This is a genomic window from Streptomyces sp. NPDC020299, assembly GCF_044387825.1.
Classification (GTDB): domain Bacteria; phylum Actinomycetota; class Actinomycetes; order Streptomycetales; family Streptomycetaceae; genus Streptomyces.
Map to the genome: position 1 here is coordinate 130,611 of NZ_JBIRWL010000019.1, position 21,476 is coordinate 152,086.

Below are 21,476 nucleotides of genomic sequence, written 5' to 3' on the forward strand. Positions count from 1 at the left end.
GGATGGCGAAGCGGGCGGCCGAGCTCGCGCGCGTCCGGGAGTGGACCCTGTAGACGCTAGGTACGGGTACCGGAGGGGGACGCGTTCGGACGGACTTGCCCGGCTCCCAGCGGTGCTCGCGCCGCCGCACAGCGGGAGTGCGCCCCACCCGCTGTGAGGGCTCCTACGCGGGCGGCGGATGTACGAGGCGGCCGTGGTAGATGAGTGAGGCGGCCTGTTTCAGGCGGCGGACGCGGATGCTGACCTCGTAGGCGTCGATGCCGTCGATGGCAGCGACCTGGGTGGTGAGGTAGCGGTAGAAGTCCTCGGCGTCGCGGCAGATGACGCTGACCATCAGGTTGTGCCGGCCGCTGATGGCGCCGGCGAAGGCGACCTGGGCGTGCCGGGCGAGTTCCTCGCCGGCCTGTTTGAGGCGGGCGGGGGCGACGCGCAGCCAGAGGGTGGCGTTGAGGGTGTGGCCCAGGCGCTCGGGCAATAGTTCCACGTCGTAGAAGAGCGTGCCGGACGTCTCCAGGGCTTCCAGGCGACGGGCGACGCGCGCGTTGGACCAGCCGGTGAGCTCGGCGAGGCGGGTGTGGGTGGTGCGGCCGTCCTCGGCGAGGGCGTCCAGCAGCGGGGTGTCCTCGTCCGTAGGGGGCCGCGGCGGCCCCGCGGGGGTGGGTGGCCGGTCACCGGTGAGCTGCCGTACCTGGTCGGGGGTGAGGCCGGCGCCGTAACCGGTCCATTCACTGGTGCCGGTCTCGCCGAAGGGGTGCAGGAGCAGGTCGATGCTGACGTCGAGGACGGAGGCCGCGCGGGGCAGCTGGCGCAGCAGGACGTCGTCGCGGTGGGCCTCGACGGGGGAGCGGATCATGCAGATGATCTCCGAGCCGCCGGAGGCGAGGTTGGCGTAGGCGATGTCCGGCCGCTTGGCCAGGGAGTCCGCCAGGGGGCCGACCCGGTCGGGGCGGGAACGGATGCGGGCCACCCAATGGGCCTGCCCGTACACCGCAGGGTTGACCTGGCCGATCACCCGCATCACCCCGCTGCGGCGCAGGGCGTGGTAGCGGCGGGCGGCGGTCTGCTCCGACACGCCCGTCACCTCGCCGATGCGCCGGAAGGGGGCGCGGGGCGCGCATTGGAGTGCGTGGAGGATTTTCATGTCCACATCGTCGTTCATGGGGAGAGTCTGGCATCCAGTGGGATCGTAGTGGAGGTTTTAGTTCGTCTCGGGCTGCAAAGTTCATGGTCGGAGGCGGCGAGGCGGATGCTGGGGCGTGTCCTAAGGAAAGGACGTGACTCCCATGAGCACGCGGTGGGTGCCGGCGGTGGTCTGCCTCGGCTCGTTCGTCCTGCTGATGCACCTGACCACGGCGGGTGTGGGGCGACCCCACCAGGTGGCGTCGCTTACCGGTGCCTCCCGCATCCAGCGGGTTGTCGGTGACGTGGCCCCGGTGCCGGCGGCGGTGCTTGTGGGCGTCTGCGGGTCGGCTGTCCGACGGGGTGTCGCTGCCGCTCCCTGACCGGCCCGGAGCGTCCTTTTCTCATCCCCCCGGGCGCTCCGGGCCATGAAGCGGCACGGTGCCGACGAGCCGCCCGCACCACGGCCCACGAGCAGCGCCTGATCCACCACGAGCACCGCCGATCCCCAGAGAGGCATCCGTCCCCGTGCACTTCACCGTCGACGCCTTCCGCTCGACACCCCCGTTCGACATCCTCGCCAAACTCTTCGGCCAGCCGGAGCACACCGACTGGCTCGACGAGAGCCTGTCGTGGAAGCAGACCTGCTACATCGGTGACTGGTCGTTCCTGCCGCAGACCCGCTTCCGCGGTCCCGGCGTGCTCGAGCTGTTCTCGGGGATCTCGGTCAACTCCTTCCGGAGGTTCCCGGTGGGCGGCTCCAAGCACATCGTGCAGACCAACACGCACGGCCATGTCATGAGCGAGGGCATCCTGACCCGGCTGGACGAGGAGGACTACGTCTTCCACGGGCCGGGCGGCGACTGGGCCCGGTACAACCTGGAGCACGGCGGCTTCAAGGCCACCGTCGAGGACGAGGACTGGTTCGTGTACCAGGTCTCCGGCCCCGCCTCGATCCCGCTGCTGCTGGATCTGACCGGCGACGATCGGCTGCTGGACACCCCGTACATGCACGCGGTGCCCACCACCCTCGCCGGGCACCGCGTCTGGGCGCTGCGCCAGGGCATGGCCGGCGAGGTCGGCTTCGAACTGCAGGGCCCGCGCGAGATCGGCGGCACCGTGTACGACGCGGTCGTTCAGGCCGGGCAGAAGTACGGCATCCGCCGCCTGGGCAACCGGGCTGCGCCCCTCAACCACCTGGAAAACGCGGTTCCCACCCGGAACCTGGACTACCTGCCCGCCCTGTACGAGCCCGAGCAGGCCGACTTCCTTACCCACCTGCTCAGCTCGCCCTGGCACATCCCGCGGGCGTTCATCGCCGGCAGCTTCCAGGGCGAGTCGCTGCGCGACTACTACCGCGACCCGGTCGAGCTCGGCTGGACCAGGCAGATCAGCTTCGACCACACCTTCCTCGGCGATGCCGTTCTCAAGGAGCGTCTCGCCAAGCCCGCGCGGGTGCTGCGCACCCTGGTGTGGAACAGCGACGACGTCCTTGACGTGCACCGCTCGCTGTACGGCGACGGCCCGCACCCCACCTTCATGGACATGCCCCGCGACCTGCGCGGCCACCTGTGGGTGGACCGCGTGGAGCGAGACGGCGTCCCGGTTGGCGCGGCCACCTCGCGCGGCTACAGCTACTACTTCCGCAAGATGCTCTCCCTGGCGGTACTGAACGTCGCCGACGCCGAGATCGGCATGCGGGTCCAGGTCGCCTGGGGTGATCCCGGCGACCCGGTCAAGCGCATCCGGGCCACCGTCGCCAAGGCCCCCTTCAAACGCGTCCGTTCGCGCGCCGAGCTCCACGCCCACCTGGCCGCGTACCGGGCCGAGTCCGGACCCGCCGCGTAAGCCGCCAGAGAACCCCACCCACCGACGCCTGCGGGACGCCACCGGCAACATCCCGCAGGTCAGGGCTGCCCGCCCGCGGCACGGCAGCCCCCGAGCACCAACCCCTGCCCCACCCAACCGACCGCGGCACACCACGCCGCACGGGAGAAAGCGGAATCTCCGTGAACGCCACCACAACGGCGATCAGGCCGACCGACCGGCGGGCGGCCACCATCGTCATGGCCTGCCTCGGCGTGTTCGTCGCCTACCTGCCGATCACCACGGTCGCCGTCAGTCTGCCCGCGATCCAGCGGGCACTGCACACCTCGACCGCCCAACTCTCCTGGGTCCAGGACGCGTTCGTCCTGCCCATGGCCGCGTTCATCATGACCGCCGGCGTCTTCGGTGACGTCCACGGCCGCAAGAAGGTCTTCCAGGCGGGCCTGTTCTGCTGTGCCGCCGGGTCGGCGGTCGCTCTGTGTGCACACAACATCCAGACCCTGTGGGCCGGGCAGGCCCTGGCCGGTCTGGGCTCGGCCGCGCTGCTGCCCACCACACTGGCGCTGATCAGCCACGCGGTGCCCGACTTCCGGGAGCGCGGCAAGTTCATCGGCATGTGGGCCGTGGCGCTGCTCGCGGCCCTGGCCGTCGGCCCGGTCATCGCCGGCGTGATCCTCGACCACTACTCATGGCGCTGGATCTACCTGCTGTCCATCCCCCTCTCGCTGGTCGCGATGGCCGTCGCCGCCCCGCTGCTGACCGACTCGCGCGCCCCGCACGGACGCAAGCTCGACTGGCCCGGCCAGATCACCGCGGCCGTCGGCGTCACCACCCTGGTCTACGGCGTGATCGAGGGCGGCGCCGGCTCCTTCACCACGCCGCGGGTGGTCGCCGCCCTCGTACTGGGCGTCGTCGCGCTGGTCGCGTTCGTCGTGGCGGAGAAGCGCAGCGCCGGCCCCATGCTGGACCTGGCGGTCTTCCGCAGCGCGGCCTTCACCGCCACCGCCCTGGTCGCCCTGATCACCTTCCTCGGGCTGATCGGCTTCTTCTTCGTCCTCAGCCTGTACTTCGGCATGGTCCAGCAGCTCGGCACCCTGGAGGCCGGCGCCCGCCTGCTGCTGGTCCCGGTCGCCGCGATCGTGGCCGGAGCCCCGGCCGGACGCCTCATGCACCGCGTCCAGGCCCGCTGGATGATCACCGTCGGTCTGCTCCTGATCGCCGGACCGCTGCTGGCCATGACCAACCTCGACGCCCACACCTCCTACGGCTCCATCGCCTGGCGGCTGATCGTGCTGGGCATCGGCCTCGGCCTCGTCACCACGCCCATGACGGCCACCGCCGTCGCCGCCGTGCCGCATCACCTGGCGGGCATGGCCTCGGCCGCCAGCAACGCCTTCCGCCAGGTCGGCGGCGCGCTCGGCCCGGCCGTCCTCGGCGCCCTGCTGTCCACCCGCGCCGTGGACAGCCTGCCCGGCCATCTCGCCGACGCCGGCGTGACCGGAACCCAGGCCCACGCCATCGTCGCGACGGCGAAGGAGGGCGGCCTGGGCGCGGTCGCCGGGATGAACCTCGGCTCCACGGCCAACCAGGTCTACGGCGCCCTGGGCGACTCCCTCCTCGACGGCATGCGCCTGTGCCTCGTCGTGGCAGCCATCCTGGCCCTGATAGCCGCGGCTTGCGCGGTCGTCCTGCTGCGCCGCCCCAAGCAGCAGACCAGCACCGCGGCGCGGACCGCCGACGTGGCACAGCACGGCAACCCGGACGCCACCGCCGAGAACGCCCAGGCGGCCAGTACCGCCCTGCCCTTCGGACACCGCCGCAGCTGACCGGGCGGCAAGGGGAGGGGCATCGCCCGCGCCGGTCACACGAGTCGCGGACGGTGCCCCTCCCCTGCGGTGGGTCCGGCAGCCACGTGCCGACAGAGCCCGAGGGCAGGACGATGCCCATCACCATGCGTGGTCCCGCCCGCGATCCCGAGGTCGGCCGTGCCGTGCTGCGCCGCGCTGTGGCGCTCGGAGTCGTGCTCCACGCCTGCGAGGAGGCCGGTATCGCCTTCGTGCCCTTCTTCCCGCCCGGCGGCGGCCGGGGCCTCGACGACAAGCTTCTGGTCAAGGTGGCGGCCCGGCACCACGCCACCGTCTCCCAGATCAGCCTGGCCTGGCTGCTGGCCTCCTCGCCGGTGACCCTTGCCATTCCCGGCACGGGGTCCCTCTCCCACTTGGAGCAGAACATGACCGCCGCCGCGATCACCCTCACCGAGGAAGATTTCGCCGACCTCGCGTGACACCGACCCGACCCCGCAGATGAAAGGCACCCATGCCATGAAACTGTTGATCCTCGGAGCTACCGGCCCCACCGGCCGCCACCTCGTCGACGCGGCCCTGCGCGCAGGCGACCAGGTCACCACCCTGGTCCGCAACCCCGCTGGGCTGGGGGACCTGGCGGATCAGGTCACGGTGGTCACCGGAGACGCGACCTCCCACCGCGACGTCTCCGCCGCCCTCGCCGGGCAGGATGCCGTCGTCTCCGCCCTCGGCCGGGGCGCTTCGGTGGTCGCCGACGACCTCTTCACGCGCGCCTCAGCGGCTTTGATCACGGCTTCGGAGGAGACCGGCGTGTCCCGTGTGGTGTGGCTGTCGTCCTTCGGGGTCGGCCACACCTTCTCGTGGGCGAGCGTGCCGCAGAAGGCCATCTACCGGACCTTGCTGCGCGTGATCTACGCCAACAAGGAGATCGCCGACGACGCCATCCGAACCAGCGGGCTGGACTGGACCGTGGTCTACCCGACCAGGCTGACCAACGGCCAGGCCAAGGGAACGTACCGCGCGGACGACCGGCTGCCGATGAAGGGCAACCCGACGATCAGCCGGGCGGACGTCGCCGCCTTCATGCAGCAGGCGGTGCACGAGAGCGAGTGGATCGGCCGCACGGCTGTCATCTCCGACTGAGCGTCCACGACACTTCGCCTGACCGGCCCGGCCCCGAAGTGGGAGACTCTGCCCGTGAGCGTCTCGGACGGCAGCACCCGCACCGCCCCGCTCCGCCGGGGCTTCGCCCTGGAGTACGTCACGCTCGGCTGGAACGTGGTCGGCATCGTCGTGCTTGCCGTCGCCGCGCTGCGCGCACGGTCGGTCGCGCTGGCCGGGTTCGGGCTGGACTCCCTCATCGAGATCGGCGCGTCGACCGTCGTCGTGTGGGAACTGTCGGGCACCGGTGAGGAGCGGCGGCGCCGGGCACTGCGGCTGATCGGCTTCGCCTTCGCGGGCCTGGCCGCGTATCTGTTCGTGCAGTCCACCGTGGTCCTGGCCACCGGACATCATCCCGGGCACTCGCCCCTGGGCATCGTCTGGACCGCGGTCACCGCCGCCGTGATGTTCGCTCTCGCCGCGGGCAAGTCCCGCACCGGAGCGGCGCTCGGCAACCCGGTGCTGCGCACCGAGGGCCGGGTGACGCTGATCGACGGACTGCTGGCCGCCGCCGTCCTCGTCGGTCTCGTACTGAACGCCGCCCTCGGCTGGTGGTGGGCCGACCCCGTCGCCGGCTACGTCCTCGTGTTCTACGCGGCCCGGGAAGTCCGCGAGATCTTCTGACGAACCGCCGCTGTGCGCCTGGCCGGTTCGCTCCCCCATGGAACCGTGGCGGCCGTATCCTCCCCGGCATCCGATGCGAAGAACGCCTATCCGAGGACGCCTGCCATGTCTGAAGAGCGCTTAGCCGATTTCGCCCCCAGCACCGCTCACCCCGCCCGCACCTGGAACTACTGGCTCGGCGGCAAGGACAACTACGAGGCCGATCGCGAGGCGGGAGACGCGATCCTCGCGATATACCCCGAGATCGCGGACATGGCCCGCTATCAGAGAGCCTTCCTCCAGCGGATCATCCGGTACTTCACCGTCGACTGCGGCATCCGCCAGTTCCTCGACATCGGTACCGGCCTGCCCACCGCCGACAACACGCACGAAGTGGCGCAGCGCCTCGCGCCGGAAGCCCGGGTCGTCTACGTCGACAACGACCCCATCGTGCTGCGCCACGCCGAAGCGCTGCTCCGCGGCACCCACGAAGGCAGGACCGACTACATCGAGGCCGACCTGCGCGATCCCGGCCGGATCCTCGAAGAAGCCGCCCGCACGCTCGACTTCACGCAGCCGGTCGCCATCACCCTTCTCGGTGTCCTGCTGTTCATCCCCGGCGACGACGAAGTGGACGCCATCATGGGGCGCCTGCGCGACGCGATGGCTCCTGGCAGCCACCTCGCGCTCACGCACACCACCACCTCCGTAGGGGGCGGTCGTACCGACGACGCCGCCAAGGAGTGGAACGAGAACAGTCCCAACCCGATGGTCATGCGCACCCCCGAGCACATCCGCGGCTACGTGCGGGACCTGGAACTGCTCGAACCCGGCATCGTCCCCCTCACACGCTGGCGTCCCGACCCCGCGGACGCGGGCCGTACCCGCGACATCGACGAGTTCTGCGCGGTGGCCCGCAAGCCGTGACCTCGTGACCTCGTGAGCTCTGACCTCGCGGATCAGTCGCGCGTGGTGGCCGGTGGGCCGGCGACGGCGGTGAGGCGGAGCTTGGTCTCGTCCTCGCTGCCGGGTGCGGCGGTCATGATGACGATCTTGAGCTCGGAGTCGCCGTCGGTCAGGACGTCGCAGTCCACCGCGACCGGGCCCACCGAGGGGTGGTCGATCGTCTTGTGGTCCTCGCGGTGCGCGGCCACCCTTCCGGTCGCCCACAGCTCGGCGAACCTCCTGTTGCCCGCGGTCAGTTCGCGGATCAGGGTGGCCAGGCGGCTGTCCTGGGGGAAGCGGCCGGTGGCGCGGCGCAGGTCGGAGACGACGGCGGCGTCGACGGCGTCGCGGTCCGCCTCGGTCACCGGCCACAGCGCGAGGCGGGCGGGGCCGGTGTCCACCGGGAACCTGTCGCGGGCGAAGTTGCGCAGCCGCGGCGGCGCGGCGGAGGGGTCGCCCAGCAGCGCGGCCCAGCCGCGGTTCCACCACACCAGTCGCCAGTCCGCCGCGAACACGGCGGCCGGCACGTCCCCGAGGCGGGCGAGCACCCGCTGCATGCCGGGCGGGAGGTGGTCGGAGATCGTGCCGTCCGCCGGCGGTGCCAGCCGGGCCAGCCGGTACAGGTGGTCCCGCTCGGCGGTGGACAGGTGCAGGGCACGCGCCAGTGACGCCACCACCGACGCCGAGGGTGTCGTGGCCCGCCCCTGCTCCAGGCGCACGATGTAGTCGACCGACACCCCGGCCAGGTCGGCCAGTTCCTCACGCCGCAGCCCGGCCGCCCGGCGCCCCCGCGGCACCGGCACCCCGGCGGCCGACGGGGGCAGCCGGTCCCGCCATGTGCGGATCATCGCGCCCAGTCCGGTTCCGGGTGTCGTCGGCATGAGTCCCCGTCTTCCTGCGGTATGAGCCCCATTCTCCCGCGGTCCCGGTCGTGCGGTTGGGCGCGAAGGTGGTACTGGGCTTCCTACCGTCGGAGCGTGCCTGGTCCGCCTCCCTCGACGGGAGCACCATCGAACGTATGACGATCACCTTCATCACCGGAGCCAACAAGGGGCTCGGCCGCGAGACCGCCCGCCGCCTGATCGAGTGCGGCCACACCGTGCTCGTCGGAGCCCGCGACCGCGAGCAGGGCGAGGAGGCCGCCGCCGCGCTCGGCGCACGCCACGTCCCCATCGACGTGACCGACGACGCGTCCGTGGCCGCCGCGGCCGCGAACGTCGCCGGACACGAGGGCAGGATCGACGTCCTGATCAACAACGCCGGCGTCCACGGCCCGGCCGGAGATCCCGGCGGCCTCACCGCCGCCGACGCCCACGCCGTCTTCGACGTCAACGTCATCGGCGTCGTCCGGACCACCACCGCGTTCCTGCCGCTGCTGCGCCGCTCGGACGACCCCGTCATCATCAACGTCAGCAGCGGCATGGGCTCCCTCGCCCTCACCCACGACCCCGGTCGGCCCGAGTCGCGGGTCATCGTGCCGCTGTACACCTCCTCGAAGGCGGCGCTGACGATGTTGACCACGCAGTACGCCAAGGGGCTCAAGGGCATCCGCGTCAACGCCGCCGACCCCGGCTACACCGCGACCGACCTCAACGGTCACAGCGGCCCCCAGACCGTCACCGAGGGCACGGACGCGATCGTCACTCTCGCCACCGAGGAGCCCGGCGCCGGCTCCGGACGCTTCGTCTCCCGCCATGGCGAGATCGCCTGGTCCTGAGGCGGACGCCGGCTCCCGTGGTCCGGCGGGATCGCATCGGCTCAGGCCACCGCCACCGCCACCGCCGCTGGTGCGGCGGGCTGGTCCGCCTCTTCCAGCAGGGCCATCAGCATCGTCCGGGCGCGGGCCACGCGGGAGCGGACCGTGCCGACCGGGCAGTCGCTGACCTCGGCCGCCTCCGCGTAGGGCAGGCCGAGCAGTTGGGTGAGGACGAAGGCCTCGCGGCGCTCGTCGGGCAGGGCGGCCAGCAGGTCCAGCAGGGCGATGCCGTCGTCGAAGCCGGGCAGATCCAGCGGCTGGGCCAGCTCGACGGCCAGCTGCCAGTCCGGTGCGTGGGACATCCGGGGGCGGGCGGCGGCGTACCGGTAGCTGTCGATGACCGCCCGGCGGGCGATCGACAGCAGCCAGGCGCGCGCCGAGGAGCGGCCCTCGAAGCGGTGGAGGCTGCCGAGCGCGCGCAGGAAGGTGTCCTGGGCGAGGTCGTCGACGGCCTGGGGGTCGCCGCACAGGTGGGCGACGTAACGCTGGACGTCGCGGTGGAGGGCGCGTACGAAGTGCTCGACCGCGTCCGGGTCGCCGGCTCGGGCGGCGAGCGCCCAGGCGGTTATCGAGTCGTCGTGCAGGGCAGTGGTGATCACCTGGTGTCCTTCGCGGATCCGAGATCCGGGCCGGGGCGCGCGAGGGCGCGGACGGTCCGGTGAGCGGGGAGACGGCCCTACGGCGCGGAGGCGCTACGGCGTGGAAGGCGCTACGGCGCTTGCGCGGGCGTACGGCCGAGGCCCGGGGCGCGCACGGGCAGCCCCGGGAAACCAGCTGTCGTCAGAGGACAGCCGTCCCCACCGGTGGGCCCCGGGAGGTGATCGCGTGGACGAGGAGGAGAAGGCCCGGTGCCCGGTCCGAGCGGGGGCGCCGAGGCCGGGCGAGCGGGCGGCACGGCGGGACGGGCAGCGCGAGCAGCAGCCGCAGCGGCGCCGCCAGCCATCCGGCGACGGCTCGCAGGATGCGGAAGGCGGCCTTCTCCCCGTATGCCAGCCACAGGCCGGTCAGCAGCGCGGCGAGCAGGTGGGCGGCGAGCATGCCGTACGACGAACCGCCGCCACCGCCGTCCATCGCCTGCCCCATGTTCCCCATGGAGGACATGGAGGACATGGAGCTCGTGCCCATGCGCCCCATGTCCATGGAGTCCATCGGCATCGAGCCCATGTTCATGCCCATGTCCATGGAGTCGGGCCCCGCCGACGCCGGCTGCGCAAGGGAGAACGCCTCGTGCAGCACCGTCTGGACGGCCACCACGGCCGCCACGATCAGCGGCAGGCTCCGTTCCCGGCCTGCCAGACACCAGCTCGCGGCACCGGTCCCGGCCGCTCCGGCGGTCAGCGCCCACGCGGGGACGGAAGAGCCGGACATCATGACGTGGCCCAGGGCGGCGAGCAGCACGCACACGGCCGCGAACACCGCGGCGCGTACTGCGCGAGCACCCCACCCTGCTGTCATGGCGCCTCATCCTTGCATCGGGACATCGGTCGTCAGGGATGGGTACGTAAATCCACAGCGGACCACACTCAATCCACAGCGTGTGAATTTCGAGCAGGAATCGAGAAGCGCAGGCCCCCGGGCCGCCTCTAGGGTGCGTGCATGGCCACGAACACGGACACCCAGCCGCCCGCGTCACACGTCGCCGACAGCCACGATCTGATCCGGGTGCACGGCGCGCGCGAGAACAACCTCAAGGACGTCAGCATCGAGATCCCGAAGCGCCGGCTGACCGTGTTCACCGGTGTCTCCGGTTCGGGCAAGAGCTCGCTGGTGTTCGACACGATCGCCGCGGAGTCGCAGCGGCTGATCAACGAGACGTACAGCGCGTTCGTCCAGGGCTTCATGCCGAACCTGTCGCGGCCCGAGGTCGACGTCCTCGACGGTCTGACCACCGTGATCAGCGTCGACCAGCAGCGGATGGGCGCCGACCCGCGCTCCACGGTCGGCACCGCCACCGACGCCAACGCGATGCTGCGGATCCTGTTCAGCCGGCTCGGCAAGCCCTACGTCGGCCCGCCCGGAGCGTTCGCCTTCAACGTGCCCTCGGTCTCGGCGTCCGGTGCGATCAAGGTGGAGCGGGGCGCCAAGAAGGCGGAGAAGGTCACCTTCAACAAGGTCGGCGGGATGTGCCCGCGCTGCGAGGGCCGCGGCTCGGTCTCCGACCTGGACCTGACCCAGCTCTACGACGACAGCAAGTCGGTCAACGAGGGCGCCTTCACCATCCCCGGCTACACCGGCGGCGGCTGGAACACCCGGCTGTACGCGGAGTCGGGCTTCTTCGACCCGGACAAGCCGATCCGTGAGTTCACGAAGAGGGAACTGCACGACCTCCTGCACCGCGAGCCGACCCGGATGAAGATCGCCGGCATCAACATGACCTACGAGGGTCTGCTCCCGCGCATCCAGAAGTCGATGCTGTCCAAGGACAAGGAGGCGATGCAGCCGCACGTCCGGGCGTTCGTGGAGCGTGCGGTCACCTTCGCCGTCTGCCCCGACTGCGACGGCACCCGGCTCGCCGAGCACGCCCGCTCCTCGAAGATCGGGCAGATCTCCATCGCGGACGCCTGCCGGATGGAGATCAGGGACCTGGCCGACTGGGTGCGTGCCCTCGACGAGCCGTCGGTGGCGCCGCTGCTCACCGCGCTCCAGCACAGCCTCGACTCGTTCGTGGAGATCGGCCTCGGCTATCTCTCGCTGGACCGGCCCGCGGGAACGCTGTCGGGCGGTGAGGCGCAGCGCGTCAAGATGATCCGCCACCTCGGTTCCTCGCTCACCGACGTCACGTACGTCTTCGACGAGCCGACCGCGGGCCTGCACCCGCACGACATCCAGCGGATGAACGACCTGCTGCTGCGGCTGCGGGACAAGGGCAACACGGTGCTCGTCGTCGAGCACAAGCCGGAGGTCATCGAGATCGCCGACCACGTCGTCGACCTCGGTCCCGGCGCCGGTACGGCGGGCGGCACCGTCTGCTTCGAGGGCACCGTCGACAAGCTGCGCGGCAGCGACACCGTCACCGGGCGCCACCTCGGCGACCGCGCCTCGCTCAAGAAGGAGGTACGCCGGTCCACCGGTGCCCTGGAGATCCGCGGTGCCTCGGCGAACAACCTCCGGGACGTCGACGTGGACGTCCCGCTCGGCGTACTCACCGTGATCACCGGTGTCGCGGGGTCCGGCAAGAGCTCGCTCGTGCACCGGTCGGTCCCCGGGGACCTCGGGGTCGTCTCGGTCGACCAGAGCCCGATCCGGGGTTCGCGGCGCAGCAACCCGGCGACGTACACCGGTCTCCTCGAGCCGATCCGCAAGGCGTTCGCCAAGGCCAACGGGGTCAAGCCCGCCCTGTTCAGCGCCAACTCCGAGGGCGCGTGCCCCACGTGCAACGGCGCCGGCGTCATCTACACCGACCTGGCGATGATGGCCGGGGTCGCCAGCACCTGCGAGGACTGCGAGGGCAAGCGGTTCGACGCCTCGGTCCTCGAATACCGCCTCGGCGGCCGGGACATCTCCGAGGTGCTCGCGATGCCGGTGTCACAGGCCTTGGAGTTCTTCGCCGAGGGCGAGGCGCGCACCCCGGCCGCGCACAGGATCCTCGAGCGCCTCGCGGACGTGGGGCTCGGCTATCTCACCCTCGGCCAGCCGCTCACCACCCTCTCCGGCGGTGAGCGGCAGCGCCTGAAGCTGGCCACGCACATGGCGGACAAGGGCGGCGTCTACGTCCTCGACGAGCCGACCACCGGCCTCCATCTCGCCGACGTCGAGCAACTCCTCGGCCTGCTCGACCGGTTGGTCGACTCCGGCAAGTCCGTGATCGTCATCGAGCACCACCAGGCGGTCATGGCGCACGCCGACTGGATCATCGACCTCGGCCCCGGCGCCGGTCACGACGGCGGCCGAATCGTCTTCGAGGGCACCCCCACCGACCTCGTCGCCACCCGCTCCACCCTCACCGCCGAACACCTCGCGGCGTACGTCGGCGCCTGAGCCGGGGCCCGGCCGCGGGAAGCACGAGGGGGGACGGAGCGGCCGGCGGGTCAGGGGGCCGCCGACCGAGGCCCCCGCGAGGCCGGCACGGGCGGCAGCGCCGCTCCGGTTCGGCCCGCCCCGCGCGCCCCGCGCGCCCCGGCCGAGCAGGCCGACGCCCGGGGCGCCGCCGACGCCGCTCTTCCCACGACGCCCGCGGGCGGCGCTTCGGGCGGCCGTTGGTACCGCTTCAGGCCGACGGTCATCTCGGCCCTTTGGGTCAGGGGATCGCGTCCATGGTGCCCGGACTGTCCCGGCGAGGGCCGCGGGGCGTCCTGCCCCTGGTGGTGATCCGGCCTACTGCGTACGGACGACCGCGTACTGAAACCGCGGTACACACACCGTCGCGGGGACGACGCGGCGGCGGTGCGGCGAAGGTGCCGCACCGCCGCCGGGCGGGTTCTGGCCTCGGATTCCCTCCGGCGGATCACACCGCGGACGCGGGCCCGGCGCGCCTCTCCGTGCCGAGGGGCACAGCCGCTCCCGCGGCCTGATCCGCCGGACAGGCGCTACGCGGAGGGGACCGCGTCGCGCGTGCGGCCGAGGCGTTCGCGGACCAGGGCGACGGCCACCACGGCGATGGCCACCAGCGTGGACAGGACCACCTGGTCGCGGCCGCCGCCGTCGGCCGTGTCGGTGAGCATGTAGCCCAGGACGAAGACGATCAGGGCGATGGTGGCCCAGGTCAGGTAGGGGTAGAGCCACATCCTGACGACCAGCTTCTCGGGGGCCTCCTGCTCGATGATCCTGCGCATGCGCAGCTGGGAGAAGCAGATGACCAGCCAGACGAAGAGGGCGATCGCGCCGGAGGAGTTCAGCAGGAACTGGAAGACCGTGTCCGGCCACAGGTAGTTGAAGGCGACGGCGACGAAGCCGAAGACCACCGAGGCGAGGATGGCCGTACGGGGGACGCCGCGGTTCGTGGTGCGGCCGAAGGAGGCGGGGGCGTCGCTGCGGCCGCCGAGGGAGAACGCCATCCGGGATGCGGTGTAGAGGCCGGAGTTGAGGCAGGACAGCACGGAGGTCAGCACGATGGCGTTCATGATCTCGCCGGCGTGCGGGATGCCGATGGAGCTCAGGGCGGCGACGTACGAACCGTCCTTGAGGATCGCCGGGTCGTCCCAGCGCAGCAGCGACACCACGATGAGGATCGAGCCCAGGTAGAACACCGCGATCCGCCAGATCACGCTGTTGGTGGCCTTGGTGACCGCGCCGCGCGGGTCCGCGGACTCACCGGCGGCCAGCGTGACGATCTCGCTGCCCATGAAGGAGAAGACCACCATCAGGACGCCGGTCAGGATCGCGCCCGGACCGTGGGGCAGGAAGCCGCCGTGCGCGGTGAGGTTGGAGAAGCCGGACGCCGGGTGGTCCGAGCCGGGCAGCAGGCCGAAGATCGCGAGGGCGCCCAGCACGATGAACGCGGCGATGGCGACGACCTTGATGCCGGCGAACCAGAACTCGAACTCGCCGTAGGAGCTGACCGAGGCCAGGTTGCTGGCGGTGAGGACGAGCATGACGATCAGGGCCCAGCCCCACTGCGGGACCGCCGGGACCCAGCCGGCCAGGATCTTCGCACCGGCGGTCGCCTCGACGGCGAGCACCACGACCCAGAAGAACCAGTAGAGCCAGCCGATGGTGAATCCGGCCCAGCGGCCGAGGGCGCGGTCGGCGTAGGCGGAGAACGAGCCGGACGTGGGGTTGGCCGCGGCCATCTCGCCCAGCATGCGCATGACGAGGACGACGAGGGCGCCCACGAGGGCGTAGGAGACGAGGATGCCGGGGCCGGCGGCGGCGATGCCGGAGCCGGAGCCGACGAACAGGCCGGCGCCGATGACACCGCCGATCGCGATCATCGACAGGTGGCGGTTCTTCAGTCCGGCTTGCAGGCCGGAGCCCGCCGGGGTGCTCTCGGCGGTCGTACTGGGCTGGTCCGTGGTGGGAAGCGGGGGACGCGGGGTCATCTCGACATCCTGGGAGGAAGGGGGGACGAGGACATGCGTCCGGAAATTAGTTCAGTACGATCTAAAAAAACAAGAGCTGGTCGCCTTGTTTAAGTGTTCAGTGTGCTCTATTTTTCACGCATCCCCGCTCAGCAGGACGGTTAGGGTGACGCCGTGGCGAATGCAGCGGGCAAGTTCGGACCATACGGCGGCGCGGACACCCGCCTCCTGCCCGGCAGGGGGCCCACGGGGTCGGAGCTCGTCCGGTCACGGATCGCCCTGCGGGTGCGCCTGAAGGCCGTCTCCCCGGGCGACCGGCTGCCGGACGTCGGCGTCCTCGCCGAGGAACTGGGGATCAGTGAGATCACCGTGCGCCGCGCGCTGGAGGGAATGTGCCAGGACGGCCTGCTCGACCGCCGGCGGGGCCGCGCGGGCGGCACCTTCGTCGCACCGGACTGGGACACCGTCGTGGCCCTGATGCACGACCCCGACGAGGCGGCCGCGCTGGACGGCTTCCATCTGCTGCTCGAGTGCGGCCTGGTCGCCCACGCGGCCGGCGAGGTCCCGGCCGACCGGCTCGACGGGCTGCGCTCACTGGTCGACGCGATGGACATGGTGACCGACCCGGCCCGGCTGGTCGAGCTGGAGACCCGCTTCCACCTCGACCTCGCCGAAGCGCTCGGCGGCCCCGGGGTCCGCGAGTTCGCCGCCGACCTGCTCGGCCGGCAGTGCCTGCTGCGGCCCGCCCCGGAACCCGACGAGGTGCGGGCGCGCAACCGCTGCCACGCCGACCTGCTCACCGAACTCGGCCGCGGCGCCCTCGGCCCGGCCGTGCACGCCGTCAAGGCCCACCGACACGCCCGCCCGGACTGACGCCGTACCGACCGCCCCCGTCCACCCCGTCCGCACCGTCCGCACCGCCCCACCGTCCTCCGAACCGCCCCACCGCCCGCCCCCACCGCAGAAGGAGCTGCCGCCATGTCCGACCTCGGAGCCGCCGGCCCGTCGTCGACGCCGGGCCCCGCCGGCGGCACGCCCCAGCGCCTGCGCGGCGGCGTCCTCGGCATGGCGGACATCGCCGCCGCCACGATGGCCAACGTCGGCCCGGCCATGAGCTTCTTCTTCGGCTTCGCCTTCCTCGCCACCACCGCCGGGATCGCGTCACCGCTGACCATCGTGACCGCCGGCATCGCGGTCGCGCTGCTGGGCAACACCCTCGCCGAGTTCTCCCGCGCGCACCCCTCCGCGGGCAGCTTCACCACCTTCGTCGGCAAGACCTTCGGGCCGGTCAGCGCGGTGACCACGGCCCTGCTGGCCGGCCTCGGCTACATCATCGCGATGGCCTCCGTCATCGCGATCTCCGGCGGGTTCGTGCAGATCACCCTGTACCACTACACCGGCGTCGACCTGCCGTGGATCATCTGGACGCTGCTGCTGACCGGGGCGGCGGTGCTGCTGATGCTGCGCGGAGTGGTGGTCTCCACCAAGTGGGCCGGCTACTTCTTCGGCGTGGAGATGCTGGTACTGGTGGTGGTCTCCGTCGCGGCCCTCGTCGAACACCGCGGCCACCTGTCCGCCGCCCCGTTCCTGCCCGGCCACATCAGTCACGGCCTCAGGGGCCTGGCCGCGGGCTTCCCGCTGGCGGTGTACCTGTTCATCGGCTGGGAGAACTCCGCGGCACTGGCCGAGGAGACGGAGAACCCGCGGCGCAACGTCGGCCGCGCCGTGTTCTTCTCCGTCGCGATCATGACCGTGAGCTACGTCCTCTTCTCCTACGCCACGGTGACCGGCTTCGACTACGACGTGGCCAGGCTCGGCGACGCCCGCATCCCCTTCATCGACGTCGCCCACGACACCCTCGGAGGGCTCGCCTTCCTCGCCTACCTGGGCGGCCTGACCTCCACCCTCGGCGTGCTGATCGCCGGCATCAACTCCCAGGCCCGCCTGGTGTTCAACGCCGGACGCGAGGGGCTGCTGCCGTCCTTCTTCGGCTACGTGCACCCCACGCGCCGGACGCCGACCAACGCGATCGTCACCTTCACCGCCATCTCCCTGCTGATCATCGGAGGCTGGGGCCTGGGGCATCTGCTCGGGGCCGACGGCGGCCCGATGAACCCGGTGGTCTTCTTCGCCGAGTCCTCCAGCCTGGGGTCCATCCTGATCCTGCTGGTCTACCTCGCGTCGAACATCGCCCTGCCGCTGTACTACCGCCGCTACCGGCCGCAGGAGTTCCGGACGGTACGGCACCTGGTGCTCCCCGCGATCGGCACCCTGGCCATCCTGGTCCCGCTCTACTACCTCGCCAAGCCCGGCCAGCCCGCCCCGTACAGCTGGTTCCCCGTCGTGGCACTCGTCACCCTGCTGGCCGCCGTCGGCTACGCCACGCTCCTGGTCCGCCGCGACCCGGGCCTGGCCGAACGGGTCGGTTCCGTCGTCGCCGACGCGGAGTGAGTGGGGGGCCGGGCCGGGGTAGTTCTGCCCCGGTGCTCGTGGGCAGTTCTTCCCCTTGATCCACTCGCGCGAAAGCCGGACGTTGGGAGGGAAGCCGACAAGCTAGGAGAAGCCATGCGTCATCGCATCGCCATTCTCGCCGTCGCGGCGGCCCTCCCCATGACCGGCGTGACCGCGCTCGCGGCGACGGGCTCCGCGGCGGCCGACCCGCAGAGCGGAGTGGTCACGGTCTCGGGGTCGGTCGATGACTGCTCCGACGGGTCCTCCCCCGTCAAGGTGTCGATCACGGCGGGCTCGGAGACCCGGGTGGACAACGGAACGGGCCTGGCGGACACGAACAGCTACTCGGTCACCTTCAGCAGCATCACCGCGAACCAGCAGGGCGCGATGGCCACGGCGATCGTGAGCTGCGCGAAGGGTTCCTCCTACGCCGCGCGGAGCTTCCCGATCAAGCGGCCCATGGGCGCCGTGACCAGCATGAACCGCGATCTCCAGGCGCCCGGCTGAGGCCCGTCAGCAGTACGGCGGCTGATTGGTCAGCGAGGCCGCCACCCGCATCCACACGCCGAACTGGCGGTAGAGCGAGGGCAGCCGGCCGCTCGCCTCGACGGTACGGCTGTCGGTGGCGGTCACGCCGGGGATGCCCAGCAGGGTGGCGGCCACGGAGGAGGACTGCCAGCGGACGGCGAGAGTGACGTCCCCGGCGGCGGGCGGAGCGGATTCGGGGCGGGCGGCGAGGGCGCGGGCGACCGCGTCCTCGATCTCCTGGCGGGCCTCGGCGGCGGGGCGCAGCCGGGCCGCGAAGCGGTCGTGGGCGTACTTCACGGGGGCCGTGACGATGCCGCCGTCCCAGTCCGTCGCCTCCGCGCAGGCCATGTCGTCGCCGGTGAGGGCCACCACGGGCACGCCGAGGGCCGCCGCGGTGGCCTGGGCCAGGCCGATCTCGCCGACCGGGCGGCCGTCCAGCCACATGTCCTCGATCTCATGGCCCATGAAGCTGTGGCTCAGTACGCCGTGGGCGCCGGCCCGGGCGTGGTAGCCGACGCAGAGGACGGCGTCGTACTCCTCGGTGAGCCCCTCCAGCATGCCCATCTGCTTGGGCTTGCCGCGGACCAGGCGCGCCGTCGGGTGCAGGGCCTCGGGCAGGAGGTTGCGCATGGGGCCGTGGGCGTCGTTGACGAGTACGGTGCTCGCGCCGGCCGCGACGGCGCCCCGGACGGCGGCGTTCACGTCCTCGGCCATCATGGCCCGGCCCCGCTCGTAGTCCCGCCCGCCCGGCTGGACGTCGTCCGCGTCGACCAGACCGGTGACGCCCTCCATGTCCGCACTGATGTATATCCGCACGGTGCCCACCCTAGAGTGAACCGGACCCTACGTATTGTAGGTTCCCAACCGCCTCCGGGTAGAGATGGTTCCGGAGACGGACCGGCAGGCATTGATCAACGGCGGCGGTTCACACGTATCCGTGCCCAGGCATCTGTACGACGGGGGAGATCATGCAGGACACACGGGAAGCGTGCCCACCACAGCCGGGCATGCCGCCGGCCGCGCGGGCGCTGGCGCCGACAGTCGTCGTGCTCGTGGTGAGCCTGACGATCGCCGCCGCCGGGGTGTACGAGCTGTGCGGGTTCGGGCTGCACAGCCTGGACCGGCGTCCGCACCTGTTCAGCGACGGGCTGACCACGGCCGGGGTGATCGCCGCCGTGGTGGCGGCCGGGGCCGCGGTGGGCAACCTGGCCTGGCTGCTGACGACGGCCCGGCGCCACGCGGAGCACGGGACCGACTAGCCAGGGTCCGTCCGGTCCGCCGGGCGGCTTTCGGGGTCCCTGACCGGCGCACTTTCCGCCGCCCACGCCCCCGCGCGCCCCCGTCCGCGTGGCGGGATGCAGGGTGGTGGGAGACGGTGCACCTCTATCCGCAGTACCCTACAAAATGTAGGGTCTGCGGTGGCCCGGCCGCGCGACGGACCGCGCGACCGGCTGCCCACCCGTCCCCCAAACCGCCCCGTCCCAAGGTTGCCGGTCACCATGCCCCCACTGCCCGCACAGCAGTCGACCACGCACCCCCCGCGGCCCTCCGCCCAGCACACCCCACGCCGTATGTCCGGTTTCCCCGGCCCGCGGCTGCGGGCACGGGCCGCCTCGGCCACCGTCTGGTACCTGCGGGTGCTCGCCGCGCTGAACATCGTCGCCGTCCTCTCCCTCCCCTTCCGCGAGGAGGTCCACGAGCACAACGCGGGCGAGTACTTCACGCCGTACCTCGCCACCGCCGGCCTGGTCTCCGCGGCGCTGGCCTGCTTCCTCGCGCTCGTGATGCGCCGCCGCAAGCGGGCCGCCTGGGCCTTCAACCTGCTGCTCTCCGGCGCCCTCCTCGGCCTGTACGCCCTCGCGCTGACCCGCGACTCCTACCGCGAGCACCTCTTCAACTGGCTCTCCGCCCTGCTCACCGCCCTGTTCGTGGCCGCCCTGCTGATCGGCCGCCGGGAGTTCGACGCCATCGGCGACCGCTCCAACCCCAGGCTCGCCCTGGCCGTCGGTGCCGGCGGCGTCCTGGTCAGCGCCACCCTCGGCACCCTGCTCGTGGGCGCGACGAACAAGGTGCCCGGCGCCTCGCTCCAGGACCGGATCGCGTACACCCTGCTGCGCGGCATCAGCGTCGGCCCGCTCGCCGACCGCGTCGGCAGCGTGCACGCCCCCCGCTGGGTCGACGTGATCATCAACGTCCTGATCGCCGCGACCTTCCTCCTCGTCCTCTACGCCTGCTTCCGCGCCCCACGCGGCCAGGCCCTCCTCGGCGAGGACGACGAAAAGCGCCTGCGTGACCTGCTCGACCGGCACGGCGAACGCGACTCCCTCGGCTACTTCGCCCTGCGCCGCGACAAGGCCGTCATCTTCTCCCCCAGCGGCAAGGCCGCCGTCGCCTACCGTGTCGTCGGCGGCGTCAGCCTCGCCTCCGGCGACCCCATCGGCGACCCCGAGGCATGGCCCGGCGCCATCGACGCCTGGCTCGCCGAAGCCCGCAGGCACGCCTGGACGCCCGCCGTCATGGGGGCGAGCGAGGAGGCCGGCACGATCTACGCCCGCCACGGCCTGGACGCCCTCGAACTCGGCGACGAGGCGATCGTCGACCTCACCGACTTCACCCTCGAGGGCCGCGCGATGCGCGTGGTCCGCCAGGCCCACAACCGGGTCCGCCGGGCCGGCTACACCGTCCGCATGCGCCGCCACGAGGACATCCCCGAGGCGGAGATGTCCCTGCTGGTCGACCGTGCCGACCACTGGCGCGACGGCACCACCGAACGTGGCTTCTCCATGGCCCTCGGCCGCCTCGGCGACCCCGCCGACGGCCGCTGCGTGATGCTCGAATGCCGTGACGCCCAGGGCGAACCGCGCGCCCTGCTGAGCTTCGTACCGTGGGGCGAGCACGGCCTCTCCCTCGACCTGATGCGCCGCGACCGGGACTGCGAGAACGGCCTGATGGAGTACATGGTGGTGGAACTGCTGCTGCGCGCGGAGGAGCTGGGCGTACGCCGGGTGTCGCTGAACTTCGCCATGTTCCGCTCGGTGTTCGAACGCGGCTCCCGGCTCGGCGCCGGCCCGGTGCTCCGCCTGTGGCGGTCGGTCCTCACCTTCTTCTCCCGCTGGTGGCAGATCGAGTCCCTCTACCGCGCCAACGCCAAGTACCGGCCGGTGTGGGAGCCGCGGTTCCTGCTCTTCGCCAAGAGCGGCGACATCCCGCGCATCGGCCTGGCCAGCGCACGGGCGGAGGGATTCCTCACGGCACCCGCCCTGCCGGGACTGCCCGGCCTCCCGGGACGCCGCAGGTCCGCACCCTGCCCGTGACCGGGCGCGG

18 protein-coding genes and 1 pseudogene are annotated in these 21,476 nt (G+C 71.8%); 13 read left to right on the top strand and 6 right to left on the bottom strand.

Annotated features, from left to right (window positions below; all coding sequences use genetic code 11):
- Positions 1-163: 163 nt before the first annotated feature.
- Positions 164-1,159 carry an Lrp/AsnC family transcriptional regulator gene (locus tag ACH45E_RS36760; RefSeq protein WP_361449396.1) on the bottom strand — a complete coding sequence of 332 codons (996 nt, stop codon included), beginning with the start codon at positions 1,157-1,159 and terminating at the stop codon, positions 164-166.
- Between the two features lie 488 nt (positions 1,160-1,647).
- Between ACH45E_RS36760 and ACH45E_RS36765 the strand changes: the two genes are divergently transcribed.
- The 6 genes and pseudogenes from ACH45E_RS36765 to ACH45E_RS36790 all read left to right on the top strand — a co-directional run bounded on the left by ACH45E_RS36765 (position 1,648) and on the right by ACH45E_RS36790 (position 7,442).
- Positions 1,648-2,967, top strand: coding sequence for a glycine cleavage T C-terminal barrel domain-containing protein (locus ACH45E_RS36765; protein WP_361449393.1), 1,320 nt, complete (start codon positions 1,648-1,650; stop codon positions 2,965-2,967).
- 161 nt (positions 2,968-3,128) lie between these two features.
- Complete coding sequence (locus ACH45E_RS36770; RefSeq protein WP_399042317.1) at positions 3,129-4,772, top strand: MFS transporter; 1,644 nt, start codon at positions 3,129-3,131, stop codon at positions 4,770-4,772.
- 194 nt (positions 4,773-4,966) lie between these two features.
- A pseudogene (locus ACH45E_RS36775) lies at positions 4,967-5,230 on the top strand (aldo/keto reductase); the annotation flags it as partial.
- A gap of 37 nt (positions 5,231-5,267) precedes the next feature.
- Positions 5,268-5,894 carry an NAD(P)-binding oxidoreductase gene (locus ACH45E_RS36780; protein ID WP_361449390.1) on the top strand — a complete coding sequence of 209 codons (627 nt, stop codon included), beginning with the start codon at positions 5,268-5,270 and terminating at the stop codon, positions 5,892-5,894.
- Positions 5,895-5,948: 54 nt separating this feature from the next.
- Positions 5,949-6,536, top strand: coding sequence for a cation transporter (locus ACH45E_RS36785; RefSeq protein ID WP_361449387.1), 588 nt, complete (start codon positions 5,949-5,951; stop codon positions 6,534-6,536).
- A gap of 105 nt (positions 6,537-6,641) precedes the next feature.
- On the top strand, positions 6,642-7,442 hold the full coding sequence (locus tag ACH45E_RS36790; protein WP_361449384.1) for an SAM-dependent methyltransferase: 801 nt from the start codon (positions 6,642-6,644) through the stop codon (positions 7,440-7,442).
- Between the two features lie 32 nt (positions 7,443-7,474).
- On the opposite strand, the gene ACH45E_RS36795 is transcribed toward ACH45E_RS36790, so the two are convergent.
- Positions 7,475-8,341: a helix-turn-helix transcriptional regulator gene (locus ACH45E_RS36795; RefSeq protein ID WP_361449381.1), complete on the bottom strand. Its 867-nt coding sequence runs from the start codon at positions 8,339-8,341 to the stop codon at positions 7,475-7,477.
- Between the two features lie 137 nt (positions 8,342-8,478).
- Here ACH45E_RS36795 and ACH45E_RS36800 point away from each other — a divergent pair, with 137 nt between their 5' ends.
- Complete coding sequence (locus tag ACH45E_RS36800; protein ID WP_361449379.1) at positions 8,479-9,177, top strand: SDR family NAD(P)-dependent oxidoreductase; 699 nt, start codon at positions 8,479-8,481, stop codon at positions 9,175-9,177.
- 41 nt (positions 9,178-9,218) lie between these two features.
- On the opposite strand, the gene ACH45E_RS36805 is transcribed toward ACH45E_RS36800, so the two are convergent.
- The gene (locus ACH45E_RS36805; RefSeq protein ID WP_361449376.1) at positions 9,219-9,815 is read right to left on the bottom strand and encodes a sigma-70 family RNA polymerase sigma factor; all 597 of its coding nucleotides are present in this window, start codon (positions 9,813-9,815) and stop codon (positions 9,219-9,221) included.
- Between the two features lie 181 nt (positions 9,816-9,996).
- Positions 9,997-10,671, bottom strand: coding sequence for a hypothetical protein (locus ACH45E_RS36810; RefSeq protein WP_361449373.1), 675 nt, complete (start codon positions 10,669-10,671; stop codon positions 9,997-9,999).
- Positions 10,672-10,812: 141 nt separating this feature from the next.
- On the opposite strand from ACH45E_RS36810, the gene ACH45E_RS36815 reads away from it, so the two are divergent.
- A complete protein-coding gene (locus ACH45E_RS36815) occupies positions 10,813-13,194 on the top strand; it encodes an excinuclease ABC subunit UvrA (protein WP_361449370.1) in 2,382 nt (793 codons plus the stop codon).
- Between the two features lie 548 nt (positions 13,195-13,742).
- Here the strand turns inward: ACH45E_RS36815 and ACH45E_RS36820 are convergent.
- A complete protein-coding gene (locus ACH45E_RS36820; RefSeq protein WP_361449367.1) occupies positions 13,743-15,194 on the bottom strand; it encodes an amino acid permease in 1,452 nt (483 codons plus the stop codon).
- Between the two features lie 153 nt (positions 15,195-15,347).
- Between ACH45E_RS36820 and ACH45E_RS36825 the strand changes: the two genes are divergently transcribed.
- The 3 genes from ACH45E_RS36825 to ACH45E_RS36835 all read left to right on the top strand — a co-directional run bounded on the left by ACH45E_RS36825 (position 15,348) and on the right by ACH45E_RS36835 (position 18,131).
- Positions 15,348-16,046, top strand: a complete 699-nt coding sequence (locus ACH45E_RS36825; RefSeq protein ID WP_361449364.1) for an FCD domain-containing protein — start codon at positions 15,348-15,350, stop codon at positions 16,044-16,046.
- 105 nt (positions 16,047-16,151) lie between these two features.
- Positions 16,152-17,624, top strand: a complete 1,473-nt coding sequence (locus tag ACH45E_RS36830) for an APC family permease (RefSeq protein WP_361449361.1) — start codon at positions 16,152-16,154, stop codon at positions 17,622-17,624.
- A gap of 114 nt (positions 17,625-17,738) precedes the next feature.
- The gene (locus tag ACH45E_RS36835; protein ID WP_361449358.1) at positions 17,739-18,131 is read left to right on the top strand and encodes a hypothetical protein; all 393 of its coding nucleotides are present in this window, start codon (positions 17,739-17,741) and stop codon (positions 18,129-18,131) included.
- A gap of 6 nt (positions 18,132-18,137) precedes the next feature.
- On the opposite strand, the gene ACH45E_RS36840 is transcribed toward ACH45E_RS36835, so the two are convergent.
- A complete protein-coding gene (locus tag ACH45E_RS36840; protein ID WP_361449355.1) occupies positions 18,138-18,968 on the bottom strand; it encodes a M55 family metallopeptidase in 831 nt (276 codons plus the stop codon).
- Between the two features lie 152 nt (positions 18,969-19,120).
- Here ACH45E_RS36840 and ACH45E_RS36845 point away from each other — a divergent pair, with 152 nt between their 5' ends.
- Together ACH45E_RS36845 and ACH45E_RS36850 are read left to right on the top strand one after the other, a co-directional pair.
- Entirely contained in the window at positions 19,121-19,411 is a 291-nt protein-coding gene (locus ACH45E_RS36845; protein WP_361449352.1) for a hypothetical protein, read from the top strand.
- A gap of 312 nt (positions 19,412-19,723) precedes the next feature.
- Positions 19,724-21,466, top strand: coding sequence for a phosphatidylglycerol lysyltransferase domain-containing protein (locus ACH45E_RS36850; protein WP_361449737.1), 1,743 nt, complete (start codon positions 19,724-19,726; stop codon positions 21,464-21,466).
- Positions 21,467-21,476: the final 10 nt, after the last annotated feature.

Bases quoted from the DNA above. Each gene is read 5' to 3' on its own strand.
- ACH45E_RS36760 (WP_361449396.1), bottom strand. From the start codon at position 1,159: ATGAACGACGATGTGGACATGAAAATCCTCCACGCACTCCAATGCGCG.
- ACH45E_RS36780 (WP_361449390.1), top strand. From the start codon at position 5,268: ATGAAACTGTTGATCCTCGGAGCTACCGGCCCCACCGGCCGCCACCTC.
- ACH45E_RS36790 (WP_361449384.1), top strand. From the start codon at position 6,642: ATGTCTGAAGAGCGCTTAGCCGATTTCGCCCCCAGCACCGCTCACCCC.
- ACH45E_RS36795 (WP_361449381.1), bottom strand. From the start codon at position 8,341: ATGCCGACGACACCCGGAACCGGACTGGGCGCGATGATCCGCACATGG.
- ACH45E_RS36800 (WP_361449379.1), top strand. From the start codon at position 8,479: ATGACGATCACCTTCATCACCGGAGCCAACAAGGGGCTCGGCCGCGAG.
- ACH45E_RS36810 (WP_361449373.1), bottom strand. From the start codon at position 10,671: ATGACAGCAGGGTGGGGTGCTCGCGCAGTACGCGCCGCGGTGTTCGCG.
- ACH45E_RS36815 (WP_361449370.1), top strand. From the start codon at position 10,813: ATGGCCACGAACACGGACACCCAGCCGCCCGCGTCACACGTCGCCGAC.
- ACH45E_RS36820 (WP_361449367.1), bottom strand. From the start codon at position 15,194: ATGACCCCGCGTCCCCCGCTTCCCACCACGGACCAGCCCAGTACGACC.
- ACH45E_RS36830 (WP_361449361.1), top strand. From the start codon at position 16,152: ATGTCCGACCTCGGAGCCGCCGGCCCGTCGTCGACGCCGGGCCCCGCC.
- ACH45E_RS36835 (WP_361449358.1), top strand. From the start codon at position 17,739: ATGCGTCATCGCATCGCCATTCTCGCCGTCGCGGCGGCCCTCCCCATG.
- ACH45E_RS36845 (WP_361449352.1), top strand. From the start codon at position 19,121: ATGCAGGACACACGGGAAGCGTGCCCACCACAGCCGGGCATGCCGCCG.
- ACH45E_RS36850 (WP_361449737.1), top strand. From the start codon at position 19,724: ATGTCCGGTTTCCCCGGCCCGCGGCTGCGGGCACGGGCCGCCTCGGCC.